Genomic DNA, 26,813 nt, shown 5'->3' on the forward strand with positions numbered 1-26,813 from the left:
CCAGAAGGCGTAGAAATGGTAATGCCTGGTGATAACATCAAGATGACAGTAACTCTAATCGCACCAATCGCGATGGATGAAGGTCTTCGTTTTGCTATCCGTGAAGGTGGCCGTACTGTAGGTGCTGGTGTTGTAGCAACTATCGTAGAGTAATAATTAACATTTAAGTTAATTAATACAAAAAAACCCGAGCTTAGTCTCGGGTTTTTTAATGCCTGTAATTTATGTCATGTGAAGGTGGCGCTCTTACCTTAGGCGTAGGTGCTTTGTAGTAACGTTCAATGAGTAATAGTTAACTTTTAAGTTAATTGTTAGAAAAAGGTCACTTAGGTGGCCTTTTTTAATGTCTGAAGAAAAGTGTTTAGTTTTCAGCTATTAGTAGCTTGGTGTTAAATTATACTTAAGACATAAAAAAGCACGACTTTAAGCCGTGCTTTTAATTAATTTTTTTGACAACTGACAACTGACAACTGACAACTGACAACTGACAACTGACAACTGACAACTTTCACAGCTTAGTTTTTTTGGCGTATGCTTCAGCTTGCTTCCATACTCTTAGTGTATTGCCACTTAAGATTTTTTTAATATCGGCGTCGCTGTAGCCTCTATCCATTAAGCCTTGTACTAAGTTTGGATAACTAGACACATCTTTTAAGCCAATAGGTAACGAATCGCCAACGCCGTCGTAATCAGAGCCAATGCCAACGTAATCAATGCCAATCAACTCTACAACGTGATCAATATGATCAAGTACTTGTTCAAGACTTGCAAACGGATATGGATTTTTAGCGCGATAAGCCGCATCAAAATCATTACTTAATTTAGTGCCTTGTTTTTTAGCCGACTCTTTTGTGCTTTTTAGTTGCTTGCCCCATGCACCTGCTTTTGCTGTAACAAAGCTCGAACCAAAGTTAATTTGAATCACGCCTCCATTTTCTTTTAGCGCTAATAGCATATCGTCATTCATATTACGCTCAAAACCTGGGGTGTATTTACGAAGCGATGAATGTGATGCAATCACCGGTGTTTTAGACAATTCCATTACCTGATAAAACGCATCGTCAGAAATATGCGATACATCTATTAACATACCCATATTATTCATTGCAGTGACCAGCTCTTTACCAAAGGGGCTTAAGCCTTTCCATTTACGGCGAATATCGTAAGACGAGTCAGAAATATGATTACTTTGTGAGTGTGCGAGGGTGATGTAACGCACGCCACGGTCAAAAAAGTGCTGAAGGTTTTTTAAGTCACCTTCAATAGGGGAGCCATTTTCCATTCCCATAGCAATAGACAATTTACCCTCTTTAAACTGTTGCTCTATGTCGTTTGTAGAGCTTGCCATTGCAAATTTAGAAGGCGCACGTTGTGCAATGGCTTCCATCCCATCAATTAACTGGTTAGCTAACTGATAGCTTTTGCCTTTACCTTCAAATTCTAAATGAGCAGGAATATAAATCGACATAAATGGGGCGTTTAATCCCCCCTCAACTGCGCGAGGATAATCAAAATCGCCATCTTCAGTTGCTTTGGTTACATCAGCCCACGTATCGTGAATGCGGTAAGGCACATCAATGTGGGTGTCGATTAAAATAGTGTCTTTGGCAAGTTTAACCGCTTTGTCTGACGCGCTAATTGGTTGCTCTGCAAAGGCTTGGTTTGTTAAAGCTAGTGATACGGCTACCACTAGAGTGCTGAGTTTTATCATGTTTTGGCTCTTTGGGTAAAAAGCCATTGTGTACGCTCAGCTAAAAAGTTACAAGTATTACACTTTAATCATACGATGCTTGTTGATGATCTTCACTTTGCAGTGCTTTAAATTCGCCCTTTGAAATAATAGTGACCGATTCGTGCAGCTCTGAAAAAAACACCATGGCTTCGCCGTTTTTTAATTGTTGATTTACCTGCGCCACTTTACTTTCAATACTGAATTCTTGTTCGCCATAATCGGTGCCTTCACGCAGTACATAGCTTTCAATTAGGTTGTATAGGGTGTCTTTATCAAGTTGCTCAAAAGGAATAATCATTACTACTGGTTGCTCGCTTTGTCTATTATGTGTTGGCCAAAATAACTGGGTACGGCTTTTTCTAACCAAAAAATGGGTTTAAACGGATTGTTTCCGCTAATGAATCCAACGTGCCCACCTTTTTCAGAAACACGCAGTGTAACATCTTCACTCACATCTTGCTTACTTGGCACCGCTTTAATCGACAGCATTGGGTCGTCTTTTGCATGAATGATTAAGGTGGGTACAGCAATATGTTTTAAGTAGGGCATAGAACTGGCTTGGCGATAATAATCGTGTGCATTCTCAAAGCCATGCAAAGGAGCTGTTATATGGTTATCAAATTCTAATAAATCATCAATTTCCATTAATTCATCAGTGGTAATAGGTATTTGCTGCTTAATTTGAGGTAATTTGCGCTGCATCGATTTTTTCATGCGATCGAGCAAATACTTTTGATAAATTTTACCCAAGCTTTTGCGTATTACATCACTTGATGATGATAAATCATACGGTGCTGATATAACGGCTGCCGCATTTAGTGGGCATCGCTGGGCTTGCTCACCTAAATATTTTGCTAATACATTACCACCTAGCGAAAAACCAACAGCAAATAAAGGTCTGTTTGGAAACAGTAACTTTAGGTGATTAATAAAAAAAGCTAAATCGTCCGTATCACCACTATGGTAGGCGCGAGGAAGCCGGTTTACCTCGGTCGAGCAGTTTCTAAAGTGCATGAGTACAACGGCATACCCTTGCTTTTTTAGCGCTTTCATCATGCCTTTGGCATAAAAACTATTTATATTACCTTCAAGGCCGTGTAATACAATGGCAAGTGGGGCAGTTTCGTTATGCGGAAGTGACCATGCCAGCTCGATAAAGTCACCGTCAGGTGTATCAAGTTGCTCTAATTCGTAGCGAGTATTATGAAAAGGGCGGAAAAAACGCGGCATTATGGTTTGGACGTGACGATTGGTCATCCACCATGCTGGTTTAAACGTATGGATCATGTTTGTACTACACACTTTGCAAAAACGAAGCGTTAGTGTATCAAAAAGAATAAAAAGCGCCTAATTAGTAACTAATTAGACGCTTTGTGCGTCGTGCTTAATTTTTTAATGTTGCTCTGTCAGATCAGCGTCGTGTACTTTTTTCATGAAAAAATACACAAAAAATAGGCATAAACTAATAACGACGCCTAAAAAACCAAATGATAAAAATAACACTGGGTCGCTAAAAAAATCTCTAAAGAATACGTCCATAATTGCCTCCTGATGTCTATGGGTTAATCATAGGTTGAGTTTGCGTTAGCTTATATGATCCAGATCAAGCTATTTTCCTGATTATAAAAAGAGCTGTTAAGAAGTTGATTTGGATCAAAGTTGCCAAGAGAAGTTAGCGAGTTTGCAGGCTTAAAGATCTTTTTGCACAAAGAGAAAAGCATGAGAAGTAAATGAAGTTAACCAGGTTGCTGGTCGCTGACAGTTCAAAACTGATAGCTAATTAGGGATTGTTTACAAATACAGCGCACTATTATCTGGTGCTGTACATGCTACTAACTCAAATCCATTAACTGTATCAATTAGCATGTGCTGTTGCTGTTTTTCAAGCTTTAACTCTGCGCTTAATAACTCTTCACGTATTTTTGTGTAGTCAGCAATCGTCTCCTGATTTGCTTTTAAATAGCGACGGACAGAGCGCAGAGGCTTAAGTGCTTGTGTATCAAATTCGTCAATTGACTCTATTAAAGTACTGAGCTGCTCGGCATTGATACTTAGTTTAAGTGAGTCTAAATACAGTAATAATAAACACAGATTAACGTTTTTACCTTGCTGGTTTTGTAGTGCCAGCAAGGTGTGTTGTTGCCCAGGCTTTGCATACAAAGTGCATGCAAATTGCCAAAAGTCATCGCTATTGAGCAAGTTCATCGGCAAAGGCCTGTTCTTTTTCTTCCATTTCTTCAAGCGCCATAAGTAACTCTTCTTCAATGTCGTTAAGTTTGGGCGTAAGCGTGGCTTGTTTAGCTATTAATTCTTTTAATTGGGCTTTGTTGTCATCGTTATAGAGTTCGTTATCGCCAAGGGCCACTTCTACTTCGCTAAGCTCTGCAGAGTGTTTGTCGAGTTGTTTTTCAAGCTTTTCAATTTGCTTTTTAAGCGGTTGAATGGCTTTTCTAAATTCGGCTTCTAAGCGTTTTTGCTCTTTTCGGTTAACCCCTGAGTGTGCTTTGGGCTCATCATTTTGCTGGGCTTTAACAGCTTCTTTATTCGCATTTAGTAACCACTGGTAATACGCATCTAAATCGTAGCCAAATTGAGTTACTTTGCCATCATCGACTAAATAAAATTCATCAGCGGTGTTTTTAAGCATGTGGCGGTCATGCGATACGGTAACCATGGCGCCTTCAAAGCCTTGCAATGCCATAACTAGCGCGTGGCGCATTTCTAAATCAAGGTGGTTGGTAGGTTCATCAAGTAGTAGCAGGTTAGGCTTTTGATATACCAGCATAGCAAGGACTAAACGGGCTTTTTCACCACCCGAAAATGGCGCTACGGGCTCTAGGGCTTTATCGCCAATAAAGGCAAAGCCACCTAAAAAGTCACGTAGTGATTGTTCAGTAGCTTTTGGATTTAAACGTTGTAAATGCGTAATTGCGCTGGCGTTTAAATCAAGCGATTCAAGTTGATGCTGCGCAAAGTAACCAATATTTAAACCATGGTGCTGCACAACCTTACCTGCTTGCGGTTCTAAATCACCAGAGAGTAGTTTAATGAGCGTTGATTTACCTGCGCCATTTCGTCCCAGTAAAGCAATACGGCTACCAGGCACTAAGTTAAGCTCTATATTATTTAAAATAGTCACTTCACCATAACCCGCTTTAGCTTTATCTAAACTCATTAGCGGGTTTGGTAGAGCTGTAGGCTCTGCAAATTCAAAGTTGAACGGTGAGTCGGCATGTGCAGGGGCAAGCTTTTCCATACGTTCTAGCGCTTTTACCCGGCTTTGTGCTTGTTTAGCTTTACTGGCTTTTGCTTTAAAACGAGTAATAAATTGCTCAAGGTGTGCAATTTGCTCTTGCTGCTTGTCGAACATGGCTTGCTGTTGTAATAAACGCTCTGCTTTTTGGCGTTCAAACTGCGAGTAGTTACCTTTGTACACATTGATAAGTTGTTTATCTATGTGCCAAATTTGATCAACTACTGCATCTAAAAACTCACGGTCGTGCGATATAAGTACCAATGTGCCTGTGTAGGCACGTAAAAAGCGCTCAAGCCAATATACGGCATCTAAATCAAGGTGGTTTGTTGGCTCATCGAGTAGCAACAAATCAGCATTACGAATAAGTGCTTGGGCAAGGTTTAAACGCATGCGCCAACCACCTGAAAACGCACTCACGGGGTTTTCTATTTGGTTATTAGCAAATCCTAATCCATGCAAAAGTTCGCCAGCTTGCGATTCGATGCTGTAGCCTTTCATGTTTTCTAGTTGAATATGCACTTTGGCTTGGGTATCGCCATCGTTATTTTGTTCTGCTTCACGTAGTGCAATACGCAGCGCGTAGTATTCAGGGTGTCCTTGCAATACATAATCAATGGCGCTTATTTCGAGGGCTGGGGTTTCTTGTTTAACCGAAGCAATAGACCAATCTTTAGGAATACTGCAATTACCGGCATCAAGTTGCAATTCAGATTTTAGTAAACCAAATAAGGTTGATTTCCCGCAGCCATTGGCACCCACAAGGCCTACTTTGTGCTCTGGAAATAACGTAGCTGATGCATTTTTTAATAAGGCTGTGCCGCCACGAAGGAGTTCTATTTCTGATATTTGGATCATGAATGCGTTACTTTACTGTACCCTTGTTAAGTTGGCGCTATCATACCATAGAACTTAATGCGCTTATCAAGCGTATCAACAAGTGATGTTATACGATAAAATAGTTGTAGTTCAAACCACAGGAAAAATGTTGTGAGACAAAAGAAGCGATTTATTGCTGGCGCATCGTGCCCTGACTGTAAAGCCATGGATACTATGATGCTATACAGAGAACATGATGTTGAAAAAGTAGAGTGTGTTGAGTGTGGGCATAAAATGTCGCAACCAGAAAACGCTGTTCAGGCGTCAACTCGCCAATTTGAGCAAGTCATTGGTGTGTTTAAACCGGGCGAATAACCCGGTTTTTATTGCCTAGGTACACACCTTTTAGTAATGCGGAGGCGGTGGCTCTGGCATATTTGACATCATAGAAGGCGAGGTTTGCGCTTCTTTAATTTTTTCTGCCAGCAGTTCTGTTTGGCGTTTCATTTTAGCTAGCATTTGCTGGTGTACTTTGATCTCATCGTTTAAGATTTCAATCGTTTCATCTTGAAAAGCCACTTTGGCTTCAAGTTCCATTACGCGGTGTTCAATTGTGTTCATTAGTGTCTCGTATAATAAATCGCTCTGCGATACCGCTGGAGCTTTCGGTTAACAACGACTTATCGTTATCTATAAATGCCACATCAAGCACAACGGCCGATTTTGGTTTACTGCCTTCTCGCGGCGTAACTTGCCACGTTTGAATTTTTTCACCGCTTGATATTTGCCATAAATCAACTCGCTTATTAGGCGAACCCGTTGCCAGCAATGTGCCTTGCTCGTTAAAGCGCACGGCGGTAAAAATTTTCTGACGCGCAATATACGCCAGTTTACTCACAAGATCACCTGTAGTCAGCTTCCATACATGTGCTTGCTTCATACTATCGGCAGTAAATGCAAAACGACCTTGTGGATCAAGGGTTACTTGAGTAACACGTGTTGGGTGGCTAAAGCGGTGAATAACTTGCCCAGTATTGGTATCCCAAAAATAGGCAACGTAATCGTTAGAGCCGCTTAATGCAAAGCGTCCGTTAGGCGCTAAATCAACGGTATTAACTTTATCTTGATGGCCTAAAAACTCAATGCGACGTCCGGTTTCAAGGTTTAAAAATACAACCACGCCATCGCTGCGACCATACAACACGCTGCGACCTTGGTTGCTAATGGCAATATCTCGAATCGTGGCTTTTTGTATTTTGTAATAGCCTTTGTTTTCGCCGGTGCTGATATCCCACACTGCGAACGTTGTTTTTTCTGCGGTAACCGCAACGCTGTTATCAAACGCAATAGCCACGCTGTAAACTAAGTTGTCTTGCGATTGCTGCTGAAACCATTGGTATTTTAAAACGTGCTGTTGATTATCCCACAGCGCGACCCCATGGTTGATAGAAGAGATTAAACTGTACTTACCATCGTGAGAGAGTGCTGACGAAAATGCACCTTGTGCGGTGTGTTCAAAGCTTTCTACCGATTGATTTTTTTTATCGGTACAAGCAATGGCTAAAAAACAGCTAAAAACGATTAAAAAAGTACGAAATATCGACATCTTACAAGTATTTCCTCTTAACTCTTAGTGACTGAGAGGTTAGACTAGGTGCGTTAAATGCCTAGGTTGTTTGTCTAATCACTGAATATATATTTTTAGTTTAGCTAACAATACAGACTTTAGTTATTAAACAAACAGCCTACCATGTAGGGCGTTAATCTTTAACTAGTAATATTACAATAAATGACAACTGCAAAGTATGTCGGAGATTTAAAATGAAAAAGACGATTAGATTGTCATTGATTGCAGCGTCGGTTTTAGCGCTTACAGCTTGTAATCAAGAAGCAAAAAAAGAGCAAGCTGAAGTAACACTAGACACTGTAGAGCAACAACAAGCATATGGTATTGGTGCTTCTGTAGGTAACTTTTTAAATAAAGACCTAGCAGACAAATCTGAAATTGGCATTGAGCTAGACCAAGCACTACTAATTCGTGGTTTCGAAGATGCACTTGCTGGTAATGCAAAAATTGACGAAGAAAAAATTCGTGAAGTGTTAACGGCTTTAGATACCTCAGTACGCACTAAGCAAGAAGAAAAAGCGAAAGTTGAGTCTGAAAAAAGCAAAGCGGCAGGTGTTCAATACTTAGCTGATAACGCTAAAAAAGAAGGCGTAACGGTAACTGAGTCTGGCTTACAATACGAAGTATTAAGCGAAGGCGAAGGCGAAAAGCCAGCAGCAACAGACGTTGTTAAAGTACATTACAAAGGGACATTATTAGATGGCACTGAGTTTGATAGCTCATACGCACGTAATGAACCAACTACATTCCCACTAAATCGCGTAATTGCAGGTTGGACTGAAGGTTTACAACTTATGCCTGTAGGCTCTAAGTACAAGTTCACTATTCCTTCAGAGCTTGCTTACGGCGACCGTGACCTTGGTAAAATTCCAGCTAATTCAACACTTGTTTTTGAAGTTGAATTACTAGAAATTCAAAATGCAGAAGCACCAGCTGAATAAGCTAGGCTTAAAACGTAAAAAGGGGCCTTAAGGTCCCTTTTTTAATTCGTGTAGCTTAATTTAAACGTGATTTAATCAGTATGATTAGAAAACAAGTTATCGATTAGTTCATCTTCAAGCTCAAAACGAAGCTCTAATGATTCACCAATAACTGAAAGATCGTTGTCAAACCCTTCTAACAAATCATCTTTATTTACTTCGGCGTACTTGTCATTAAAATCAAGTGCGACATCGGTTGTGCTAGAAATACGCGGATAAATCGAGTTTGCCAGCTTTTGGCTTTCTAACCCCTTTTTTTCACAGGCTTTAGCAATATCATCGTACACTTCAAAGTGGCCTGCAGACAGGTAGTCCATAAGCAGTTGGCAAAAAGATTGAATTTGTTCAGGCTCTGGTAGCGCATGATCGTTTTTATCATAAGGCGCAAACCCTGCAATCTTACAATACAGTACAATAAGTTCTTGGCGTTCATTGAGCCAGTTATCGATTACTGTATGACTACCACCCCATTTCTGTTGAGCTTTTTCTACACGCGTCAGCATAACTGTTCTCCTAAGCTGGGTTGGTTGTTAGTTACATTCGTTTTTATGTACATCAAGATATATTTAATTTGCGTGTATATCAACAAGTAATGCAGATGTTCTAATTGTGAATAAGCTTTATTTGATAGGAGGGGCAAAATTTTATTGCAGGCAAGAAAAAACCACCGGTTAAGGTGGTCTAATTTCTTCAAGTGGCTTGTTATAACAAGCTTTCTTATTTTTATTAAATGATTTTTATTGTTATTATTTAAAACTTTTTATTTTTATTGTTTTAATAATTTATTATTGTTTTTGTTAACGCGGGAAAGACAATACCAAGGTTTTTGTTATGTTGCAAACATATTAACAAAAAGTTTTAAATGTTAGTGTTTTTTGCTCGTTTTATAATCAAAATGGATTAAAACCATCAATATTGTTGATCTACTTCTATGTAAAGGTGTTTTCGTCTTTAAGAAATAGAGAGGCGATGAATATGGTGATACAATCTTGCACAATTTCTATAAGCATTAGGATCATTTACGCCATGAGCGAATTAAAAAACGACCGTTATTTACGTGCACTTGCAAAACAACCCGTTGATGTAACGCCTGTATGGATGATGCGTCAAGCTGGACGTTATTTACCAGAGTACCGTGCTACACGTGCACAAGCGGGCGATTTTATGAGCCTGTGCCGTAATGCTGAGCTTGCCTGTGAGGTGACACTTCAGCCACTGCGTCGTTACCCATTAGACGCAGCCATTTTGTTCAGCGATATTTTAACGATTCCTGATGCAATGGGTTTGGGTTTGTACTTCGAAACAGGTGAAGGCCCTAAATTTGAACGTCCTATTTCATCCCTTGCCGATGTTAAAAAAATACCTAAGCTAGACCCAACCGATGAGCTTGGCTATGTAATGAACGCGGTAAGCACTATTCGCCGTGAACTTAAAGGCGAAGTACCGCTGATTGGTTTTTCGGGTTCACCATGGACACTTGCTACATACATGGTTGAAGGCGGCAGCAGCAAAGTATTTGGTAAAATTAAAAAAATGGCGTTTGCAGAGCCGCAAACACTGCATTTACTATTAGACAAGCTTGCTGATTCAGTGATTGACTACTTAAATGCACAAGTAAAAGCCGGTGCACAGTCGTTAATGGTATTTGATTCGTGGGGCGGTGTATTAAGTCCGCGCGACTACAACGAGTTTTCACTGCAATACATGCATAAAATTGTAGATGGCTTAATTCGCGAATACGATGGTCGCAAAGTGCCAGTAACGTTATTTACTAAAAATGGCGGCCAATGGATTGAGGCAATAGCAGCAACAGGCTGTGATGCAGTAGGCCTAGATTGGACCATTAATATTGGTGACGCTAAACGCCGTGTAGGCGATAAAGTGGCCTTGCAAGGTAATATGGACCCGTCAATGCTACATGGTACGCCAGATCGTATACGCCAAGAAGTAGGCACTATTTTAGAAGACTTTGGTACAGGCAATGGCCATGTGTTTAATTTAGGTCACGGGATTACGCCAGACGTTGACCCAGAAAATGCCGGTGTATTTATTAATGCCGTGCACGAGCTTAGCGGCCAGTATCACAAATAATTAATGTGTTTTATGCATTAATACTAAAAAGCCCGCTTAACAGCGGGCTTTTTGTTTATACGCTTTAAAGTGCTTACTTAAACAAGCGATTTAAACCATTTAATGCTGCAACCCGATAGGCTTCTGCCATGGTTGGGTAGTTAAATGTGGTATTTACAAAGTAGTCGATATTATTGCCGCCATTTTTTTGTTCCATAATGGCTTGGCCAATGTGGACAATTTCAGAGGCACGTTCGCCAAAGCAATGTACCCCAAGTACTTCTTTGGTTTCGGTGTGGAATAATATTTTTAAGCTGCCTACTTCAGTACCTGCAATCTGCGCGCGTGCAAGGTGTTTAAACTGAGCGCGGCCTACTTCGTAAGGTACTTTAGCCGCGGTTAGTTCTTGCTCTGTTTTACCCACTGAGCTCATTTCTGGAATGGTATAAATACCCGCCGGAATATCAATAATTAACTTATCATCACAGTTACCACAGGCTATGGCATCAGCTGCAATACGGCCTTGGTCAAACGCAGCACTAGCAAGGCTTGGGTAGCCAATTACATCGCCTACCGCATAAACGTTTTCAACCTCAGTTTGGTAGGTTTCGTTTACTTTAATTTGCCCACGGCCGTCGGCTTTTAAGCCAATGGCTTCAAGGTTAAGTGTGTCAGTGTTACCTGTGCGGCCATTGGCAAATAAAATACAGTCAGCCTTTACACGCTTGCCCGATTTTAAATGCATAACAACGCAATCGTCGCGCGTCTCTACACGATCAAACTCTTCGTTATGACGAATAACAATGCCGCTATTCCAAAAGTGGTAGCTAAGTGCATCAGATATTTCAGCATCCATAAAGGCAAGTAAACGGTCGCGAGTATTCACTAAATCAACTTTAGCGCCTAAACCTTTAAAAATAGAAGCATACTCACAGCCAATAACCCCTGCGCCGTATATAAGTACGCGCTGAGGGTCATGCTCAAGGCCTAAAATAGTATCGCTCTCATAAATACGAGAATGGCTAAAATCAACTTCAGGTGGGCGGTAAGGGCGAGAGCCCGTGGCAATAACAATGGTTTTTGCTGTAATACGCTCAGTTGAACCATCAAGGCGTTTCACTTCAACAGTGTGTTTATCAACAAAGCTCGCATCACCTTGAAACATATGAATGCGATTACGATCGTAAAAACTACTACGTAAATTAGACTGCTTAGAAATAACCGAACTTGCGTGACGTAAAATATCAGGAAACGTTAAACGACTAGGGCGTTCACCAATATTAAACAACGGGTTGGCTTTGTATTCAATGTAGCGGCTAACCGAGTGACGTAATGCCTTAGAAGGGATTGTTCCCCAATGTACACAACCGCCGCCGACTGTTTCTTGGCGCTCTATAACCGCTACTTTTTTGTTGTTTTTTGAAAGATTCATGGCGGTGCCTTCACCGCCAGGGCCCGTACCAATAATTATTGCGTCATATTGGAAACTTACGGGTGCTTTTTTCTGTTCTGGTTGTTTGGCCACAGCCACTCCTAAATTAATTAAAAGAGGCTTTTAATAACCTCGCATTAAGTGCTAGCCATGCCTGCTTTTGATTTTCCCAGGCGGCTTCCAGCTCGTGATATTGTGCCATTAAAGCTGGACGTTCACACTGCTTTGCCATATTATTTTTTTTAACTTCTAAAACTTGTTTTTGAAGTGAACAATATGTCTGCAGTTTTTTCAGCAATAAATCGTACTCTTGTTGTAATAATGTAAGCCTATCTTGCGCTAAAGGCAATTTTGCAACGCGTGTTTTCGTTTTACTCATAAGCGTATCGGCTTTAGCTTTTTCTATACGTTCAACCGGTGTGCGCTTTAATTTACTGGCTAAACCAATGGCAGCTAAAGAGCGGATCATCCATTTGGTGGGGTCATAATGAAACCACTTAATCCCATTACGATAATCACTTGCAAAAATATGATGAAAGTTATGGTAACCCTCGCCATAAGTGAATAACGCTAAAAAGCCATTATCGCGCGCAGTATTTTTTTCAGTGTATGGGCGCGAACCCCAAATATGAGCCACCGAGTTAATAAAAAAGGTAAAGTGTTGGCTTAATACTAAACGCAGTAAACCCGCTAAAATCAGCATACCCCACACATCGCCTACCAATAAACCAAGTGCTAATGGTAGGCCAACATTCATGGCAATAACCAGTTTTAGGTAGTGCTTGTGTTGCCACATAACGATTTTATTACGCTGTAAATCACGACAATTACTGTAATCGCCATAGCTATCGCCTTGGTAGTCACGTAACATCCAGCCAATGTGGCTGTACCAAAAGCCATTAGTTGCGGCGTAAGGGTCTTTTACTGGGTCGTCAACTTGGCCATGGTGTATACGGTGATCGCTACTCCAGTGCAACGCACTGTTTTGCAGCGCAAATGCACCGCCTAGGGCAAAAATAAATTCAACAGCAGGATGAGCATTATACGTTTTATGTGCCCATAAACGGTGGTAACCGGCTGTGATAGATAGGCCTGCAAAAAACATGCAGGCTACAAAAGCAATCCAATGTGCGCTGGTAAATCCGTAGCTAATGCCATACCAAGGAACAAGTGTGATAGCCGCTAAAAAGGTAAGGCTAAAAAATAGGACGTTTGTCCAGATAATCGGTGGTTTATTCATCATTCTCAATCTCAGCGTACAACTGTAAGCTAAAATAGTATTTCAAACTCTCGCCGTCAAGTATTAGACTGGGGAATTGAGCTATTATCACTAAATATTAATATAAAATTATTCAGGGAGTTGTTGATGTCGGGTGTTAGAGCGCAACAGAAACAAAAAACACGACAAGCCTTAATTCAGGCGGCATTTAATCAGCTAAGTGCAGATCACAGCTTTTCGAATTTAAGTTTACGCGAAGTAGCCCGCGAAGCCGGCATTGCACCCACCTCGTTTTATCGCCATTTTAAAGATATGAACGAGCTAGGTTTAACCATGGTAGACGAAGCCGGTTTAACGCTGCGCCAACTTATGCGCCAAGCCCGCAGACGCATAGCAAACGACGGCGGCAGTGTCATTAACACCTCGGTTGTTACGTTTATGGAATTTATAGACAGCTCAAGTAACCAATTTAGGTTATTACTGCGAGAGCGCTCTGGTACATCTAAGGCATTTAGAGCCGCAGTCGCACGCGAAATCAAACACTTTATTTTAGAGCTTGCCCACTACTTAGAAAGCGAAACCAAGTGCGACGCCATGCATGCCTACATCCAATCAGAAGCCATGGTAACACTGGTATTTAATGCCGGCGCAGAGGCGCTAGATATAGAAGGCCAACAACTAGACGAACTAGTTGAGCGTGTTATTTGGCAGCTGCGTTACATAACGCGTGGTGCAACCCATTATGTAAGAGAAACAAATAAAGTAACTTAGCCTAAAAAATAGTAAAGAGTTAATATAAGCAGAGCAGCTTGTTTAGGTTATATATTTAAGCGTGGTTTTGGTTTTTTTTGATATTTAAATCCTGAAATTAATTATTATTTAAATAATAAAACCTAAAATAATGTGAGTTTAAGTTGTTTTGTGGAATTTTTATGCTTGCTTCCATCTCTAGGTAATGTTAAAAATAGGCCTCACTGAACACACACAAGAAACAAGATGCAAAATATTCGTTTAATTACACTAAAACTTAACCTCTTACTGCTATGGCAAGTGAGCGGGGATTAGTGTGTTTGCATCGAGTTAAACATTAAAAACCCCGCAATTGCGGGGTTTTTTTTATCTCGCGGCTGGGATAAATTGAAATTTGGGTAACACAGGAATGAGGGGCAGTTATGCAAGACAAAGATAAAGTATGGATTTTTGATACCACCTTACGTGATGGCGAGCAGGCACTTAAAGCAAGCCTTACTGAAGACGATAAAATTCAGTTAGCGCATACTATTAGCCGCTTGAATGTTGATGTGATGGAAGTGGGTTTTCCAGTTTCGAGCCCTGCTGATTTTCGCTCGGTGCAACGTATTGCAACCGAAGTAAAAGGCCCAATTATTTGTGGTTTAGCACGCTCGGTTGCTAAAGACATTGAAGCCTGTGGTGAGGCGCTTCGCACAGCACAGCAAAGCCGTATTCATACTTTTATTGCCACAAGCCCTTTGCACCTTGAACACAAATTACGCATGAGCCTAGATGATGCAACGGCAATGGCGGTTAAATCAATTAAATTAGCGCGGAACTACACAGATGATGTTGAGTTTTCGTGTGAAGATGCAGGGCGTACGCCGCATCGGGATTTATGTAAAATTGTTGAGCAGGCCATTAATGCGGGTGCCTCTACTATTAACTTGCCCGATACCGTTGGCTTTGTAACGCCAGACGAATACGCTGCAATGATCCGCCATTTAATGAATAACGTGCCAAATATTGATAAAGCGCGTTTAAGCGTACATTGTCATAACGATTTAGGTTTAGCTGTAGCTAACTCGGTAGCCGCTGTACAAGCGGGTGCTCGTCAAATTGAATGTACAATAAATGGGATTGGTGAGCGTGCGGGTAACTGCTCGCTTGAAGAAGTGGCGATGATCATGAAAATGCGCAAAGACCACTTAAAAGTACATACCGATATTAAAAGCGAAGAAATTTATCGCGCATCTCGCCAAGTTGCAAAAATTTGTAATATGCCGGTACAGCCAAATAAAGCGATTGTGGGCGAAAACGCCTTTGCACATAGCTCGGGCATTCACCAAGATGGCGTATTAAAAGCGCAAAATACTTATGAGATTATGTCGCCAGAAAGCGTAGGTGTGCCAAATAACCAATTAAATATGACTTCGCGTTCGGGTCGTCATGTTATTGAGCACCGCTTAGAAGAGTTAGGGTACCAAAAAGCTGATTACGATATGGACAGCTTATACGAAAGCTTTTTAGCGTTAGCGGATCAAAAAGGCACGGTGTACGACTACGACCTTGAAGCCATGATTTACTTAAATCAAATTAACGACAAAGACGAAAAATACCAGTTAGAGTTTGTAAACTCAGCGTCTAACTCACAGTCGGTAGCAAGCTCAACTATTGGTATGGTGATTGATGGCGAAGTTAAACAAGAAGCTGCTACAGGTAATGGCCCGGTAGAGGCGTCGTTTGCGGCAATTGAGCGCTTAACCGGTATGAGCGTTGAAATGATTGAATACAACTTAGAAGCCACTGGCCAAGGCGCAAGCTCGCTAGGCCAAGTAAACATTATTGCTAAATACGATGGCCGCCCTTATCACGGTGCGGGTATTGCTGCGGATGTGGTAGAAGCGTCGGTACGCGCCATGATCCGTGTTTACAACTTAATTTATCGTGCACAAAAAGTGTCTGATTTAAAACAACAAAGGAAAGCAGGATGAGTAAAACAAACTACAGCGTTGCAGTATTAGCTGGCGACGGTATTGGCCCAGAAGTAATGGCAGCAGCAGAGCAAGTACTTGATGCTGTGAGCAATAAGTTTGGTTTTACTCTAAACCGCGATCATCATGCTATTGGTGGTGCAGCCATTGATGAATTTGGTGAAGCATTACCACCAAAAACACTAAGCGCGTGTGAAAACGCCGATGCCATTTTATTTGGCTCAGTAGGTGGCCCTAAGTGGGAAAACCTACCACCTAACGAGCAACCTGAGCGTGCATCGCTTTTACCGCTTCGTAAGCACTTTGGTTTGTTTTGTAATTTACGCCCAGCGCAGCTTTTACCGGCGCTTAGCGCAGCATCGCCATTACGTGCCGACATTAGCGAAAAAGGTTTTGATATTTTATGTGTGCGCGAGCTTACCGGCGGCATTTACTTTGGTGAAAAAGGGCGAGGTGGCGAAGGCGAAGAAGAGTTTGCCTTTGATACGCAAAACTACTCGCGTAAAGAAATTGAACGTATAGCTCGTTTTGCCTTTGAAGCAGCAAAATTACGCAGTAACCACGTAACCTCGGTAGATAAAGCCAACGTACTTGCATCAAGCGTATTATGGCGTGAAGTCGTTACCGAAGTAAGCAAAGACTACCCAGAAGTAAGCCTAGATTACATATACGTAGATAACGCAGCTATGCAGCTAGTTAAACAGCCTAGCCAGTTTGACGTGTTACTTTGCGATAACTTATTTGGTGATATTTTGTCAGATGAGTGTGCAATGATCACAGGTTCAATGGGCTTATTACCTTCGGCCAGCTTAAATCAATCGGGCTTTGGTTTGTACGAGCCTGCTGGTGGTTCAGCCCCTGATATTGCAGGCAAAGGTGTTGCAAACCCGATTGCGCAAATTTTAAGTGCCGCACTGATGCTACGTTACTCATTAGGGCAAGACGAAGCAGCGCGCACCATTGAAAAAGCCGTAGCCGAAGCCGTAGAAGCAGGCGTTGGCACGCCAGATATCTACCCAGAGGGTGGTTACAGCACAAGCGATGTGGCAGCAGCCATTGTTTCACGTATTTAATTATTAAAGCCGCAGCACCGTTATGCTGCGACTTAACAGAGTAGGGAATTAGCAAGTGGCCCAAACGTTATACGACAAAATTTGGCAAGCACATACCGTTGCCAGCATAAACGAGCAAACTGATTTACTTTATATAGATCGTCATTTAGTGCATGAGGTGACATCACCGCAGGCTTTTGCAGGCCTACGCGAAAAAAAACGTACGGTGCGTTGCCCTGAAAAAACTTTTGCAACGATGGATCACAATGTATCGACTAAAAGCCGATCACTTGATGCCGCAAGCGAAGTATCTAAAAACCAGTTAATGGCGCTAGATGCAAACTGTAAAGAGTTTGGCATTGTACTTTACGATTTAAACTCCATTAACCAAGGCATTGTGCATGTAATGGGCCCAGAGCAAGGTATTACCCTACCTGGCACTACCATTGTATGTGGCGATAGCCATACCTCTACGCATGGTGCGTTTGGCGCATTAGCACACGGTATTGGTACATCTGAGGTTGAGCACGTATTAGCAACGCAAACCCTACAGCAAAAAAAGGCAAAGTCGTTAAAAATTCAAATTAACGGCGTGCTTCGCCCAACGGTAACCTCTAAAGATTTAATAATGGCGGTTATTGGTAAATTAGGTACAGCTGGTGGCACAGGTTATGTTGCTGAATTTTGTGGTGAAGGCATTGTAGCACTTTCAATGGAAGCCCGTATGACGCTATGTAACATGAGCATTGAAATGGGTGCTAAAGCGGGTTTAATAGCGCCAGATAAAATTACCTATGATTATTTAAAAGGTCGTCCGTTTGCACCAAAAGGCGCTGACTTTGACGCAGCAGTTGAATACTGGGAAACCTTAAAAACAGATGAAGGCGCTGAGTTTGACTTAAGTGTTGAGCTTGAAGCTAAAGACATTCAGCCGCAAATTACGTGGGGCACAAGCCCAGAACAAGTCATTGGCGTTGATGAGTGCATACCCGATCCTGACCAAGAACCTGATTTAATTAAAGCCGACGCTATACGCAGCGCACTTAAGTACATGGACTTAAAAGCGGGCGATAAATTATCAAGCGCAAAAGTAGATACTGTATTTATTGGTTCGTGTACTAATAGCCGTATTGAAGATTTACGTGCAGCGGCAAAAATTGTTGAAGGTAAGCAAGTTGTAGCTGGTATCGAAGCGTTAATTGTACCGGGCTCAGGCCTTGTTAAAAAGCAAGCTGAAGACGAAGGCTTAGCCGATATTTTTAAAGCCGCAGGCTTTGAATGGCGCGAGCCAGGCTGTTCAATGTGTTTAGCGATGAACGATGACCGTTTAGAAGCGGGCAAACGCTGTGCATCTACGTCTAACCGTAATTTTGAAGGCCGCCAAGGTCGTGGCGGGCGTACGCATTTAGTAAGCCCTGCAATGGCGGCAGCTGCTGCAATACATGGTCACTTTGTTGATATTAGAGGAGAAGCCTAATGAGCGTATTTTTTAGTGGCTTAATGGCCCCACTTGATAAAAACAATGTAGATACAGACCAAATCATTCCTAAGCAGTTTTTAACATCAACCAGCCGTGATGGTTTTGATGCAGCATTGTTTTACGATTGGCGTTACCTAGAAAACGGCGAACCAAGCCCTGATTTTATTTTAAATCGCCCATGCTACCAAGGCGCGCAAATATTATTAACGCGCGACAACTTTGGTTGTGGCTCATCGCGTGAGCATGCACCGTGGGCGCTTAAGCAATATGGTTTTGAAGTGATTTTAGCGGAAAGTTTTGCTGATATTTTCTTTAATAACTGCGGCAACAACCAAATGCTAGCCATTGCACTACCGGCGGATACGCTTGAGCAATTGTTTGTACTTAGCGAGCAACACGACGATATAAACATTCAAATCGATCTTGAAAACCAAACACTATCAAGCGATAAATTTGCGCCAATTAGTTTTGATATTCGCAAAGACGTAAAAGAGCGTTTATTAAGTGGCTTAGATTTTATTGGTGTGACCGAAACGCTAAATCCACAAATTGATACGTTTGAAAAACAACTTGCTGCTGAGCGCCCTTGGCAGTAACGACAAGCAATTAATTACATATGAAAACAAAGCGCGGCTGAGTATATAAGCCGCGCTTTTTTATACCCTAAATTAATGTCTAAAATCAGCCATTAGCGCAGGAATGCCCGGCAACATACCAACAATAGCCATAACGGTAGTTAAAACCACAAACATAATGAGTGGTACAACCCAGCGGCTCATTTTAGTTAAATTAGCACTGCGCTCTTTACAGCCAATTAAGCCTAAGTTATCAAGCAGCATAGTCAGTGACCAACCAAAAGCAGGGTTAACCAAGCTTGACGCAAATACAACTATTGCGGCCGATTGCGTTGTTTTACCTTCGCGTGTCATTTCCATACCTGCCTCAAGCAGCGGAATAAACACACCAACAATAAGCGCAACGCAAAGCACGGGTTGCCAAATGGCTAAATCCATTGGGTAACCCCATAAACCCGCAATAATACAAAATACGGCTGTTAAAATGGCGCCCGCCGGTATAGGGCGTTTAGCAATAGCAGCAGGTACAATGTAAGTCCCCCACGATGAGGTAAAGTTAGCACCACCGGCCAGTGAGCCAAAGGTTTGCCTAACCGATGCACTTAGCATGGTGTCGTCTATGTTCATTTGTACTTTTTCAGTACGTTGTGGGTAACTAATTTTTTGAAAAACTTGATGACCTAAAAAATCCGGTGACCACATAGCGACAGCTAGTACCGCAAACGGCAGCACAACCACAAAGCTTTCAAGTTTTGGTAGGCCAAGCATCCAACCCGTGTTTTCGCCCCACCAATAAGCTGGGTTCATATTTGGTAAGCCCGGTGCCGTATTAAATTCAAATGGGGCACCGAGTGCAAATGCAACCACACCGCCAATAAGGCAGCTAAGCGGCACAGCAAGCCAGCGCTTTTTAAAATGCTCAAGTAACGCATACAATAAAATGGTGGCCAAAATAACTATAAATGCAATGTGCGCCATATCAATGGCCTCAGCCCATGCAAATAGCTTTTTAACCTGCGAAATAGTACCAATAAAGCCCAAGTATATGAGTAAGCCCCCGCACACGCCTTTACTGGTTAACCGTGCCAATAAACTCCCTCCTTTGGTTATGGCTAAAATAAAGCCAAAGGCACCAATGAGTAAGCCAAACGCCATAGGGTGGCCGCCAGCGGCAACCACAATAGGAATAAGAGGAATAAGTGGGCCATGAGTACCGGCTAAATTAGCCGTGGGTAAAATAAAGCCCGAAAACAAAATAATAAAAATAGAAACAATGAGTAATTCATAGCGTACGTTTTCTAACACAAACGCATCGCTTAAACCCAGTGGCGCTGCAAAAGTAGCTGCAATAGCCCCCACCATAACAACTTTACCAATGGTGCCCGCCATGGCTGGAATCGTGTCTTCAAATTCAAAGCGGTAGTCTCTAAATGGTAAATTAGGCCGCCAGCGCTTGGGCTGCATAATTTGTAGCTCGTGCTCTAAATATTCGTCGCGGGTATTAAACTCTGAACTGGGTTTATGATTGTTTTGATAGCTGTTGGTATTGTCGTGCAATGTATCTTTGTGATCTGAGTTGTGACGCTTTGGGGTTACTGACATAGTCCCTCCTGTTACTCGTTGCTTATTTTTCAAAACGCCCTAAAGCAAATGAATAGTGAAGGGGCAGGGTAGAACAGCTTTTACTCAGGAATGTATAGGCAAAAGGTCGTGTATGATTATTTTTAATACAGTTAATTAAAAAAACAGCTTTACACTAAAAATCATAAAATTACAGAAGGTGATTAAAAGTTTTTATAAATCATATTCTTGATTGCATCATTAATGATGCGCAGAGCTATTTGCCGAATAGTATCGTGTTAACGACAGGTTATTATCCTTTAGTCTTAGTGGTTGTTAAATTTGTTTTATTTCAGGCTATTTGCTTGCAGGAGCCGTTAATTTTGTTTTATTTGTGGTGGAATAATACTTCTGTTACTTTCTGATTGTTAATAACAACAATAAAGAATAGAGATGCAATTCAACTCCCCTAAATCAATTGGTATTTTACTTGGTACGCTTTACGGCATATTTATGCGGCTGTTTGTAGAGCTATTTGATACTTATAATTTAAGTAGCCTAGTCTCTATATCATTTATGTTTTTAGTGCCCGTTGCAATTGGCTATATTCGTATTCATTTTGAATTTAAAAGCGCAAAAACATTAACTAAAAGGCAAATGGTGATAATTGCTTGGCAGCCAATTTTTGTTTTTTTACTTGTCAGTGTTATTACGTTACTTGAAGGCAGTATTTGTGTGGCAATGGCTTTGCCTGCCTTTATGCTCTTTGCAAGTATTGGCGGTTTACTGGCAGGTTTTATTAAAAATCGCAAAACTAAAAACGCTAACCATTCTTTACTTTCAATAGCTTTGCTTCCTGTATTGCTCTCACCTATTGAGGTAAATTATTTACACTTATCAAAAACGTACGAAGTCACCAACTCTATAATTATTGAAGCGCCTATAAACCGTGTGTGGCAGCAGCTTGCAAATGTAAGCACCATAGAGCCACAAGAATTGCCATTTTCGCTTACCCAATTAATAGGTGTACCTAAGCCCTTAGAGGCAAATATGAATGCTGCGGGTGTTGGTGCAATTAGAACCAGTAAATGGCAAAAAGGAGTTATATTTAAAGAAGTTATTACGGATTGGCAGCCAAATAAACAGATGCTTTATAGATTTGACATAGACCCTGATGCTATCCCCGATGACGCACTCGATAAACATGTAAAACTAGGAGGCGAATACTTTTCACCTCTTTACGGTGGGTATGAGTTAAGTGAAGATAAAAGCGGTAATACCATTTTAACTTTAAAAACGACCGTGCAAGATAATACAAATTTTGGTGTTTATTCGCGAATATGGGGTGAGGTCATTTTTCAAGACTTCCATCATTCACTTTTAACATTAATGAAAAATAGAGCAGAGAAGCCACTTGTCGCAGTTATTTCCCAAACTTAACTTAAACCGCTATGGTATTAAAAAATTATTATAAGAGTACTTTATGAAATCATTAACGGCAGCAACGTTATTACTTGCCTCATCGGCAGCTATTGCGCGCCCTGCGCCTTTGGTATCTATACCAACGCATGATGCGTTTTTTAAAAATATTGCAGCGCACTGTGGTAAAGCGTTTGAGGGCAAAGTAAGTATAGATAACGCAAAGGGCCTAAGCTCATTTGATAATAAAAAACTAATCATGCATGTACGTAAATGTACTGATAGCGAGCTGCAAGTACCATTTCATGTGGGAGATGATGCGTCACGTACATGGATCATTACAAAAACAGGCAGTGGTTTGAGCTTAAAACACGATCATCGCCATGAAGATGGTACTGACGATGCTTCAACCATGTATGGCGGTCATACACTTGATGCGGGTTATGCACAAATGCAGTCGTTTCCTGCTGATCAATATTCTAAAGAATTATTTGTAGCACAAGGTATTGCGCAATCGGCAGGGAATACATGGCAAATGTATATTTACCCTGAGGTATTTACTTACCGTTTAATTCGTCAAGGGCTCGAATTTAAAGTGGATTTTGATTTAACCAAATCTATTACGCCACCCGCTGCACCATGGGGGTACGAAGAGTAAACTTATTGTTCGGGCTCTTTGCATTGCAATAAAACCGTTAAAGGTGGTTGATAGGCACGTGGCTTAGTAGGAAAACGTTCGTATTCTTGCACGCCTTCAAGCACTTTTAACATAAAGGTATTACCACGGCACAACCTCTCTGCATGGCGAAGTAAAAACATACTTTGATTGGCAAAATGCTTATAGTCGTCTGATTGTATTTCTAGTTTGTAATTGCTGTCGTCAATTTTGGTTTGGTAGTAATGCACTTTATTATCAAAGTCGTATGATTTTTCTTTTTCGATGGTGTCGGCTTGCGCAGTGCCTATACTCGAAAGGCCCACCAGTGCGCTACTAATAATAAAGCGTGGTGAAAATAACCCTTTCATAAAATGTATCCTTTAATTTGCGAACTTAATAACCATTAAATACTCATATAAGTTCGGTTTATGTACGTTAAGTCTAACACCCAAAAAGAGATAATGTGATGTTCAAACAAATAAAACAGCTTTTTGCAGCATTCGATGATCAAGCGCCGAGTATAGAGCCGCACGATTTAAAGACGGCGGTAGCAGCGTTGCTAATTGAAGTCATGCGTGCCGATACTAAGCTCGACAATAATGAACAACACACCCTGACTGTAACCTTAAAAAAATATTTTAATTTAACAGATTCTGAGGTTGAAGAGCTCACCACCAATGCTGCAAGCAGTTTAGATGGTGCAATTGATTACTTTCAGTTTTCAAAGCAGATTAATGAACATTGCAGTGCAGCCGAGCGCATCGAAATAATAGAATTGCTGTGGCGTTTAGCCTATGCAGACGGTGAAATAGACCCACAAGAAGAGTACGTAATACGTAAAATAGCGGGTCTATTATATGTAACGCATGTTGATTTTATCGCCGCAAAAATAGCGGCGACAAAGCAAAAGTAAAGCGTATAAGGTTACTTTAATTTGCTTGCAACACTGACTAATTGATGAGCAAGTGAAGATACTTTATCGGCTACTTCTGGGTCGCTAATTTGGCCATTATCGCCAAAAACAGAAAACGCAGAGGGTACAGCAAGTTGGTCGGCAAGCACTAACGAACCAATGCCGCTTAAAATATCACGTACGTGGTTTAAACCGCGTAAACCGCCCAATCCACCCGGTGAAGTAGCAAATAATGCCACTACTTTATTACGAAATGCCGGTACTGCACCTTGCTCTGTACGTGACGCCCAATCGATGGCGTTTTTTAATGGCGCAGTGATCGAGCCGTTATACTCTGGGCTTGCCAATAAAATACCATCTGCAGAGCGGAGTTTGTCTTTTAAAAGCTGGGCGTCGACTGGTGTGCCTTGCGCTTCAATGTCCTCGTTAAATAGTGGAATATCTAATTCGTTTAACTGAATAACTTCTACTTCAGCACCGGTTTGCAAAGCAAAACGTGCTGCTTCATTAATAAGTTTTTGATTAAAGCTTTCTTTTCGTAAGCTGCCCGCAAGAGCGATAATTTTTGGTGCTGACATGGATTTGGCCTTTTTATGTTTTAAGTTACATACCTAATGTAGCAAACTTTTACTTGTAGAAAACCCAAATAAACGCAACACTTATGTGCGTATACGCACATAAGTTTAAGGCAGGGCGCATGGCAATAAAATTTGACGACTGGCAAGACGTAAAAGTAGCCTTTGAAGTGGCTCGGCTTGGCACGCTTACCGCTGCGGCAGAGGCACTAAATGTACACCACAGCACAGTGTTAAGACGAATTAACAGCCTTGAAAAAAACCTAGATACCCGCTTGTTTCATCGCCATGCTCGTGGTTACAAGGTAACTGAAATAGGCGCTAAATTATTTGCTACAGCGCAAACTATAGATACCTCGCTCGAACAGCTACATAACGATATTGCCGCTGCCGACAGTACTTTACGCGGAAGTTTATTACTTACTACGGTTAGTGGGTTTATTGATGTAATGGGCGATGTATGTGAACAATTTCAGGCATTACACCCACAAGTACAGCTTGAAGTTATTTTGGAGCAAAAACGCTTGCGCCTCGATCACGGGCAAGCACATATTGCGCTTCGTGCAGGGCCTAAACCTGATGAAGGTGACTACATTGCTCAGCATTTAGCAAAGCTAACATCCGGTTTATACGCCAATAAGCGCTACATTGCCAAGCATGGTATGCCCAAATCGTTAAGTGATTTATCGCAGCATAATTTTGTATCAGGAGTTGCGGGATATAACGCGCGGGTGCCTTATTTTGCTTGGGCAGACGAAAACATTCCTGCATCGCAAATCAAACTGCGTGTATCAGAAACCGCCGAGGCCACGCGCGCTATTATTAAAGGCTTAGGCATTGGTGGTTTACAGTATGATGTAGCAGCGCAATATAGCGATTTGATTCCTGTTTTACATGGTGAACTAAGTTGGCCAACGGATGTGTGGTTAGTGACCCATCATTTAGTGCATCGCACCGCGAAGGTACAAGCTTTTGCAGGATTATTAAAAGCGCATTTTAATAAGCCTCAAACTCTTAAATAGTTTTTTTAACCTCAATACCTAAACGCTTAGCAAGGCGTACAAGGTTTGCTCTGTCGAGTTCCAGCACTCTTGCAGTTGCTGCCCAGTTATAATTATGCTGCTTTAGTTGCTCGGTTATAACTGTAAATTGTAAAGATTCAACGGCCTGCTTTAATGGCTGATTACAGGCAGTGTGAATGGTGTTTTGCGTGTTAACTTGCGCTGTATTACTTAGCTGTGGGGTTAAATCGCAGTGCTCGCTTGTAATCGTAACTATAGGGTTTTGCCATTGGCTTTGCTTAGCCTTTAATGCGCTGCGGCTAATAACATGTTCAAGCTCGCGTACATTACCAGGCCAACTGTATTGGTTAAGCAATGCTTGCGCTTCAGTGCTTAGCTTTAATTGTTTAATACCTAATTTACGGGCTGTTTGCTCAATAAAATAACCAGCAAGTAGGGTTATGTCGTGCTCACGTTTATTAAGTGGCGGCACGGTAATAGGGTAAACACTTAGCCGGTGATATAAATCGGCTCTAAAGCGACCTTGTGCTACCTCATGTTTTAAATCACGATTAGTGGCAGCGACTACTCGAACATCTACGTATTTTGGTATGTCTTCACCAACGGTTTGAATTTCACCACTTTGCAGTACGCGCAGCAATTTACTTTGCATAGCCAATGGCAGCTCGCCAATTTCGTCTAAAAATAATGTGCCGCCATCAGCTAGCTGAAACTTACCTTGGCGGGCATTTTGTGCACCAGTAAAAGCGCCTTTGGCATGGCCAAAAAATTCACTCTCTGCAAGATTTTCGGGAAGTGAGGCACAATTTAAGTGAATGAGAGGCTGATCTTTACGTGCAGAATTTAAGTGAATATTACGCGCTACTAACTCTTTTCCTACGCCTGTCTCTCCTAAAACCAATACACTAAAGTTAGAGGCAGCAACTAGTTTTATTTCATTTTTAAGCGTTTTTATTACTGGGCTTTGGCCAATTATTTCACCGCCATCGCGAGTAAGTGCATCACGTGTTAACTCTTGCACAAGTGCACTTGAATGCTGCGCATGTTGTTTGTAATGGGCAAGCTCTAGAGCCGTTTTAAAATGTGCACTACACAGCGTTTGTAAGGTGCTTAGCGTATCTGTGCTGATACTGCTAAAGGCATTTGCATTAAGGCTATCAAACGTGAGTACGCCAAGTAGTGCATTTTTATCGTAAAGGGGTAAGCCTAAACAGGCATGCACAGGAATATCGCCTGTTTTAGCCAGCAGTAGGCCGTCGTATGGGTCGGGCAGTGGGCAGTTGTGTGCAAATTGTAATGCGTGGCTAGTACTACAAATAGCCTTAAGGCGAGGGTGCTCTGCTATTTTAAAACGCCTGCCAAGGCTGTCGGGCATCAGGCCTTTAATGGCTAAGGGTTTAAGTTGCTCGCCCTGCACGACAAGTAATGCACTGGCATCGCTAGGTATTACACGCTCAACCGTTGCCAGTAATTGGTCAAAGCTGTGCTCGTGCAGGGTGCTTTGGGCAAGCTCTAAAGCTACTTGGGTGAGGTTGAATTGCTGGTTCATGTCAAAATGACCTATACGTGTTTTTATGATTTAAAATAGGGTAGGTCATAAAGACTCATTTTGTAAAGAGGTTATACTTAACCTGCTGAATAGTAATGCTTTGTTTTATTGGCACAGTATGTGTAATAGCTAAGTAACGTTAATGGTTACTG

The 26,813-nt window shown here is 41.5% G+C and carries 26 protein-coding genes and 1 pseudogene; 13 read left to right on the forward strand and 14 right to left on the reverse strand.

Features of this window, described 5'->3' with window-relative positions; translation table 11 throughout:
• Positions 1–153: pseudogene (locus KZZ04_RS13305) on the forward strand (elongation factor Tu); the annotation flags it as partial.
• Positions 154–508: 355 nt separating this feature from the next.
• On the opposite strand, the gene KZZ04_RS13310 reads toward KZZ04_RS13305, so the two are convergent.
• The 5 genes from KZZ04_RS13310 to KZZ04_RS13330 form a co-directional block, all read right to left on the reverse strand.
• Complete coding sequence (locus KZZ04_RS13310; RefSeq protein WP_219422940.1) at positions 509–1,711, reverse strand: dipeptidase; 1,203 nt, start codon at positions 1,709–1,711, stop codon at positions 509–511.
• A 64-nt stretch (positions 1,712–1,775) separates the two neighbouring features.
• Positions 1,776–2,030 (reverse strand): YheU family protein, encoded by a 255-nt coding sequence (locus KZZ04_RS13315; protein WP_219422941.1) that lies wholly within the window; start codon positions 2,028–2,030, stop codon positions 1,776–1,778.
• A 2-nt stretch (positions 2,031–2,032) separates the two neighbouring features.
• The gene (locus tag KZZ04_RS13320; protein WP_058403653.1) at positions 2,033–3,019 is read right to left on the reverse strand and encodes a hydrolase; all 987 of its coding nucleotides are present in this window, start codon (positions 3,017–3,019) and stop codon (positions 2,033–2,035) included.
• 504 nt (positions 3,020–3,523) lie between these two features.
• Complete coding sequence (locus KZZ04_RS13325; RefSeq protein ID WP_219422942.1) at positions 3,524–3,937, reverse strand: TIGR02444 family protein; 414 nt, start codon at positions 3,935–3,937, stop codon at positions 3,524–3,526.
• Complete coding sequence (locus KZZ04_RS13330) at positions 3,921–5,843, reverse strand: ATP-binding cassette domain-containing protein (protein ID WP_138527409.1); 1,923 nt, start codon at positions 5,841–5,843, stop codon at positions 3,921–3,923. The genes KZZ04_RS13325 and KZZ04_RS13330 overlap by 17 nt, the downstream gene beginning before the upstream one ends.
• A gap of 132 nt (positions 5,844–5,975) precedes the next feature.
• Here KZZ04_RS13330 and KZZ04_RS13335 point away from each other — a divergent pair, with 132 nt between their 5' ends.
• Positions 5,976–6,179 (forward strand): YheV family putative zinc ribbon protein, encoded by a 204-nt coding sequence (locus KZZ04_RS13335; RefSeq protein ID WP_058403650.1) that lies wholly within the window; start codon positions 5,976–5,978, stop codon positions 6,177–6,179.
• A 30-nt stretch (positions 6,180–6,209) separates the two neighbouring features.
• Here the strand turns inward: KZZ04_RS13335 and KZZ04_RS13340 are convergent, their stop codons facing one another.
• On the reverse strand, positions 6,210–6,425 hold the full coding sequence (locus tag KZZ04_RS13340; protein ID WP_006793743.1) for a SlyX family protein: 216 nt from the start codon (positions 6,423–6,425) through the stop codon (positions 6,210–6,212).
• Positions 6,412–7,410 carry a WD40 repeat domain-containing protein gene (locus KZZ04_RS13345; RefSeq protein ID WP_219422943.1) on the reverse strand — a complete coding sequence of 333 codons (999 nt, stop codon included), beginning with the start codon at positions 7,408–7,410 and terminating at the stop codon, positions 6,412–6,414. The genes KZZ04_RS13340 and KZZ04_RS13345 overlap by 14 nt, the downstream gene beginning before the upstream one ends.
• Positions 7,411–7,625: 215 nt before the next feature.
• On the opposite strand from KZZ04_RS13345, the gene fkpA reads away from it, so the two are divergent.
• On the forward strand, positions 7,626–8,372 hold the full coding sequence (fkpA, locus tag KZZ04_RS13350; RefSeq protein WP_008126756.1) for an FKBP-type peptidyl-prolyl cis-trans isomerase: 747 nt from the start codon (positions 7,626–7,628) through the stop codon (positions 8,370–8,372).
• 71 nt (positions 8,373–8,443) lie between these two features.
• Here fkpA and KZZ04_RS13355 read toward each other — a convergent pair whose 3' ends face one another.
• Positions 8,444–8,914: an Rsd/AlgQ family anti-sigma factor gene (locus KZZ04_RS13355; RefSeq protein WP_058403648.1), complete on the reverse strand. Its 471-nt coding sequence runs from the start codon at positions 8,912–8,914 to the stop codon at positions 8,444–8,446.
• Positions 8,915–9,437: 523 nt separating this feature from the next.
• On the opposite strand from KZZ04_RS13355, the gene hemE reads away from it, so the two are divergent.
• Positions 9,438–10,502: a uroporphyrinogen decarboxylase gene (hemE, locus tag KZZ04_RS13360; protein WP_008126752.1), complete on the forward strand. Its 1,065-nt coding sequence runs from the start codon at positions 9,438–9,440 to the stop codon at positions 10,500–10,502.
• 73 nt (positions 10,503–10,575) lie between these two features.
• On the opposite strand, the gene sthA is transcribed toward hemE, so the two are convergent.
• Positions 10,576–12,006 (reverse strand): Si-specific NAD(P)(+) transhydrogenase, encoded by a 1,431-nt coding sequence (sthA, locus tag KZZ04_RS13365; protein WP_010557785.1) that lies wholly within the window; start codon positions 12,004–12,006, stop codon positions 10,576–10,578.
• 13 nt (positions 12,007–12,019) lie between these two features.
• On the reverse strand, positions 12,020–13,153 hold the full coding sequence (locus KZZ04_RS13370) for a fatty acid desaturase (RefSeq protein WP_219422996.1): 1,134 nt from the start codon (positions 13,151–13,153) through the stop codon (positions 12,020–12,022).
• A 126-nt stretch (positions 13,154–13,279) separates the two neighbouring features.
• On the opposite strand from KZZ04_RS13370, the gene fabR reads away from it, so the two are divergent.
• From fabR to leuD, 5 genes are all read left to right on the forward strand, one after another.
• The gene (gene fabR / locus KZZ04_RS13375) at positions 13,280–13,903 is read left to right on the forward strand and encodes an HTH-type transcriptional repressor FabR (RefSeq protein WP_058403645.1); all 624 of its coding nucleotides are present in this window, start codon (positions 13,280–13,282) and stop codon (positions 13,901–13,903) included.
• Between the two features lie 401 nt (positions 13,904–14,304).
• Positions 14,305–15,858: a 2-isopropylmalate synthase gene (gene leuA / locus KZZ04_RS13380; protein ID WP_219422944.1), complete on the forward strand. Its 1,554-nt coding sequence runs from the start codon at positions 14,305–14,307 to the stop codon at positions 15,856–15,858.
• Positions 15,855–16,931 (forward strand): 3-isopropylmalate dehydrogenase, encoded by a 1,077-nt coding sequence (gene leuB / locus KZZ04_RS13385; RefSeq protein WP_138527403.1) that lies wholly within the window; start codon positions 15,855–15,857, stop codon positions 16,929–16,931. Before leuA ends, leuB begins: the two co-directional genes overlap by 4 nt.
• 55 nt (positions 16,932–16,986) lie before the next feature.
• Positions 16,987–18,387 (forward strand): 3-isopropylmalate dehydratase large subunit, encoded by a 1,401-nt coding sequence (gene leuC, locus KZZ04_RS13390; protein WP_219422945.1) that lies wholly within the window; start codon positions 16,987–16,989, stop codon positions 18,385–18,387.
• Positions 18,387–18,986: a 3-isopropylmalate dehydratase small subunit gene (gene leuD / locus KZZ04_RS13395; RefSeq protein WP_219422946.1), complete on the forward strand. Its 600-nt coding sequence runs from the start codon at positions 18,387–18,389 to the stop codon at positions 18,984–18,986. Before leuC ends, leuD begins: the two co-directional genes overlap by 1 nt.
• A 72-nt stretch (positions 18,987–19,058) precedes the next feature.
• On the opposite strand, the gene KZZ04_RS13400 is transcribed toward leuD, so the two are convergent.
• Positions 19,059–20,567 carry a DUF3360 family protein gene (locus KZZ04_RS13400; RefSeq protein WP_219422947.1) on the reverse strand — a complete coding sequence of 503 codons (1,509 nt, stop codon included), beginning with the start codon at positions 20,565–20,567 and terminating at the stop codon, positions 19,059–19,061.
• Positions 20,568–20,978: 411 nt separating this feature from the next.
• Here KZZ04_RS13400 and KZZ04_RS13405 point away from each other — a divergent pair, with 411 nt between their 5' ends.
• Together KZZ04_RS13405 and KZZ04_RS13410 are read left to right on the forward strand one after the other, a co-directional pair.
• Entirely contained in the window at positions 20,979–21,965 is a 987-nt protein-coding gene (locus KZZ04_RS13405; RefSeq protein WP_058403640.1) for a hypothetical protein, read from the forward strand.
• Positions 21,966–22,008: 43 nt separating this feature from the next.
• Positions 22,009–22,602 carry a hypothetical protein gene (locus tag KZZ04_RS13410; RefSeq protein ID WP_219422948.1) on the forward strand — a complete coding sequence of 198 codons (594 nt, stop codon included), beginning with the start codon at positions 22,009–22,011 and terminating at the stop codon, positions 22,600–22,602.
• A 2-nt stretch (positions 22,603–22,604) separates the two neighbouring features.
• Here the strand turns inward: KZZ04_RS13410 and KZZ04_RS13415 are convergent, their stop codons facing one another.
• A complete protein-coding gene (locus tag KZZ04_RS13415) occupies positions 22,605–22,970 on the reverse strand; it encodes a hypothetical protein (RefSeq protein WP_219422949.1) in 366 nt (121 codons plus the stop codon).
• 98 nt (positions 22,971–23,068) lie between these two features.
• On the opposite strand from KZZ04_RS13415, the gene KZZ04_RS13420 reads away from it, so the two are divergent.
• Positions 23,069–23,515, forward strand: a complete 447-nt coding sequence (locus KZZ04_RS13420; protein ID WP_058403637.1) for a TerB family tellurite resistance protein — start codon at positions 23,069–23,071, stop codon at positions 23,513–23,515.
• Between the two features lie 11 nt (positions 23,516–23,526).
• Here the strand turns inward: KZZ04_RS13420 and KZZ04_RS13425 are convergent, their stop codons facing one another.
• Positions 23,527–24,093 carry an NADPH-dependent FMN reductase gene (locus tag KZZ04_RS13425; RefSeq protein ID WP_058403636.1) on the reverse strand — a complete coding sequence of 189 codons (567 nt, stop codon included), beginning with the start codon at positions 24,091–24,093 and terminating at the stop codon, positions 23,527–23,529.
• Positions 24,094–24,212: 119 nt separating this feature from the next.
• On the opposite strand from KZZ04_RS13425, the gene KZZ04_RS13430 reads away from it, so the two are divergent.
• Positions 24,213–25,112, forward strand: coding sequence for a LysR family transcriptional regulator (locus KZZ04_RS13430; RefSeq protein ID WP_219422950.1), 900 nt, complete (start codon positions 24,213–24,215; stop codon positions 25,110–25,112).
• On the opposite strand, the gene norR is transcribed toward KZZ04_RS13430, so the two are convergent.
• Positions 25,105–26,661: a nitric oxide reductase transcriptional regulator NorR gene (gene norR / locus KZZ04_RS13435; RefSeq protein ID WP_219422951.1), complete on the reverse strand. Its 1,557-nt coding sequence runs from the start codon at positions 26,659–26,661 to the stop codon at positions 25,105–25,107. The two genes, KZZ04_RS13430 and norR, sit on opposite strands and share 8 nt — an antisense overlap.
• Between the last annotated feature and the right edge of the window lie 152 nt (positions 26,662–26,813).

The organism is Pseudoalteromonas sp. CR1 (assembly GCF_019392235.1).
Classification (GTDB): Bacteria; Pseudomonadota; Gammaproteobacteria; order Enterobacterales; family Alteromonadaceae; genus Pseudoalteromonas.

Bases quoted from the DNA above. Each gene is read 5' to 3' on its own strand.
- KZZ04_RS13330 (WP_138527409.1), bottom strand. From the start codon at position 5,843: ATGATCCAAATATCAGAAATAGAACTCCTTCGTGGCGGCACAGCCTTA.
- norR (WP_219422951.1), bottom strand. From the start codon at position 26,661: ATGAACCAGCAATTCAACCTCACCCAAGTAGCTTTAGAGCTTGCCCAA.
- leuA (WP_219422944.1), top strand. From the start codon at position 14,305: ATGCAAGACAAAGATAAAGTATGGATTTTTGATACCACCTTACGTGAT.
- KZZ04_RS13310 (WP_219422940.1), bottom strand. From the start codon at position 1,711: ATGATAAAACTCAGCACTCTAGTGGTAGCCGTATCACTAGCTTTAACA.
- KZZ04_RS13425 (WP_058403636.1), bottom strand. From the start codon at position 24,093: ATGTCAGCACCAAAAATTATCGCTCTTGCGGGCAGCTTACGAAAAGAA.
- KZZ04_RS13400 (WP_219422947.1), bottom strand. From the start codon at position 20,567: ATGTCAGTAACCCCAAAGCGTCACAACTCAGATCACAAAGATACATTG.
- KZZ04_RS13410 (WP_219422948.1), top strand. From the start codon at position 22,009: ATGAAATCATTAACGGCAGCAACGTTATTACTTGCCTCATCGGCAGCT.
- leuB (WP_138527403.1), top strand. From the start codon at position 15,855: ATGAGTAAAACAAACTACAGCGTTGCAGTATTAGCTGGCGACGGTATT.
- KZZ04_RS13430 (WP_219422950.1), top strand. From the start codon at position 24,213: ATGGCAATAAAATTTGACGACTGGCAAGACGTAAAAGTAGCCTTTGAA.
- hemE (WP_008126752.1), top strand. From the start codon at position 9,438: ATGAGCGAATTAAAAAACGACCGTTATTTACGTGCACTTGCAAAACAA.
- fkpA (WP_008126756.1), top strand. From the start codon at position 7,626: ATGAAAAAGACGATTAGATTGTCATTGATTGCAGCGTCGGTTTTAGCG.
- KZZ04_RS13315 (WP_219422941.1), bottom strand. From the start codon at position 2,030: ATGATTATTCCTTTTGAGCAACTTGATAAAGACACCCTATACAACCTA.
- fabR (WP_058403645.1), top strand. From the start codon at position 13,280: ATGTCGGGTGTTAGAGCGCAACAGAAACAAAAAACACGACAAGCCTTA.
- KZZ04_RS13420 (WP_058403637.1), top strand. From the start codon at position 23,069: ATGTTCAAACAAATAAAACAGCTTTTTGCAGCATTCGATGATCAAGCG.
- KZZ04_RS13370 (WP_219422996.1), bottom strand. From the start codon at position 13,153: ATGAATAAACCACCGATTATCTGGACAAACGTCCTATTTTTTAGCCTT.
- leuD (WP_219422946.1), top strand. From the start codon at position 18,387: ATGAGCGTATTTTTTAGTGGCTTAATGGCCCCACTTGATAAAAACAAT.
- KZZ04_RS13345 (WP_219422943.1), bottom strand. From the start codon at position 7,410: ATGTCGATATTTCGTACTTTTTTAATCGTTTTTAGCTGTTTTTTAGCC.
- KZZ04_RS13415 (WP_219422949.1), bottom strand. From the start codon at position 22,970: ATGAAAGGGTTATTTTCACCACGCTTTATTATTAGTAGCGCACTGGTG.
- KZZ04_RS13405 (WP_058403640.1), top strand. From the start codon at position 20,979: ATGCAATTCAACTCCCCTAAATCAATTGGTATTTTACTTGGTACGCTT.
- KZZ04_RS13320 (WP_058403653.1), bottom strand. From the start codon at position 3,019: ATGATCCATACGTTTAAACCAGCATGGTGGATGACCAATCGTCACGTC.
- KZZ04_RS13355 (WP_058403648.1), bottom strand. From the start codon at position 8,914: ATGCTGACGCGTGTAGAAAAAGCTCAACAGAAATGGGGTGGTAGTCAT.
- KZZ04_RS13325 (WP_219422942.1), bottom strand. From the start codon at position 3,937: ATGAACTTGCTCAATAGCGATGACTTTTGGCAATTTGCATGCACTTTG.
- KZZ04_RS13340 (WP_006793743.1), bottom strand. From the start codon at position 6,425: ATGAACACAATTGAACACCGCGTAATGGAACTTGAAGCCAAAGTGGCT.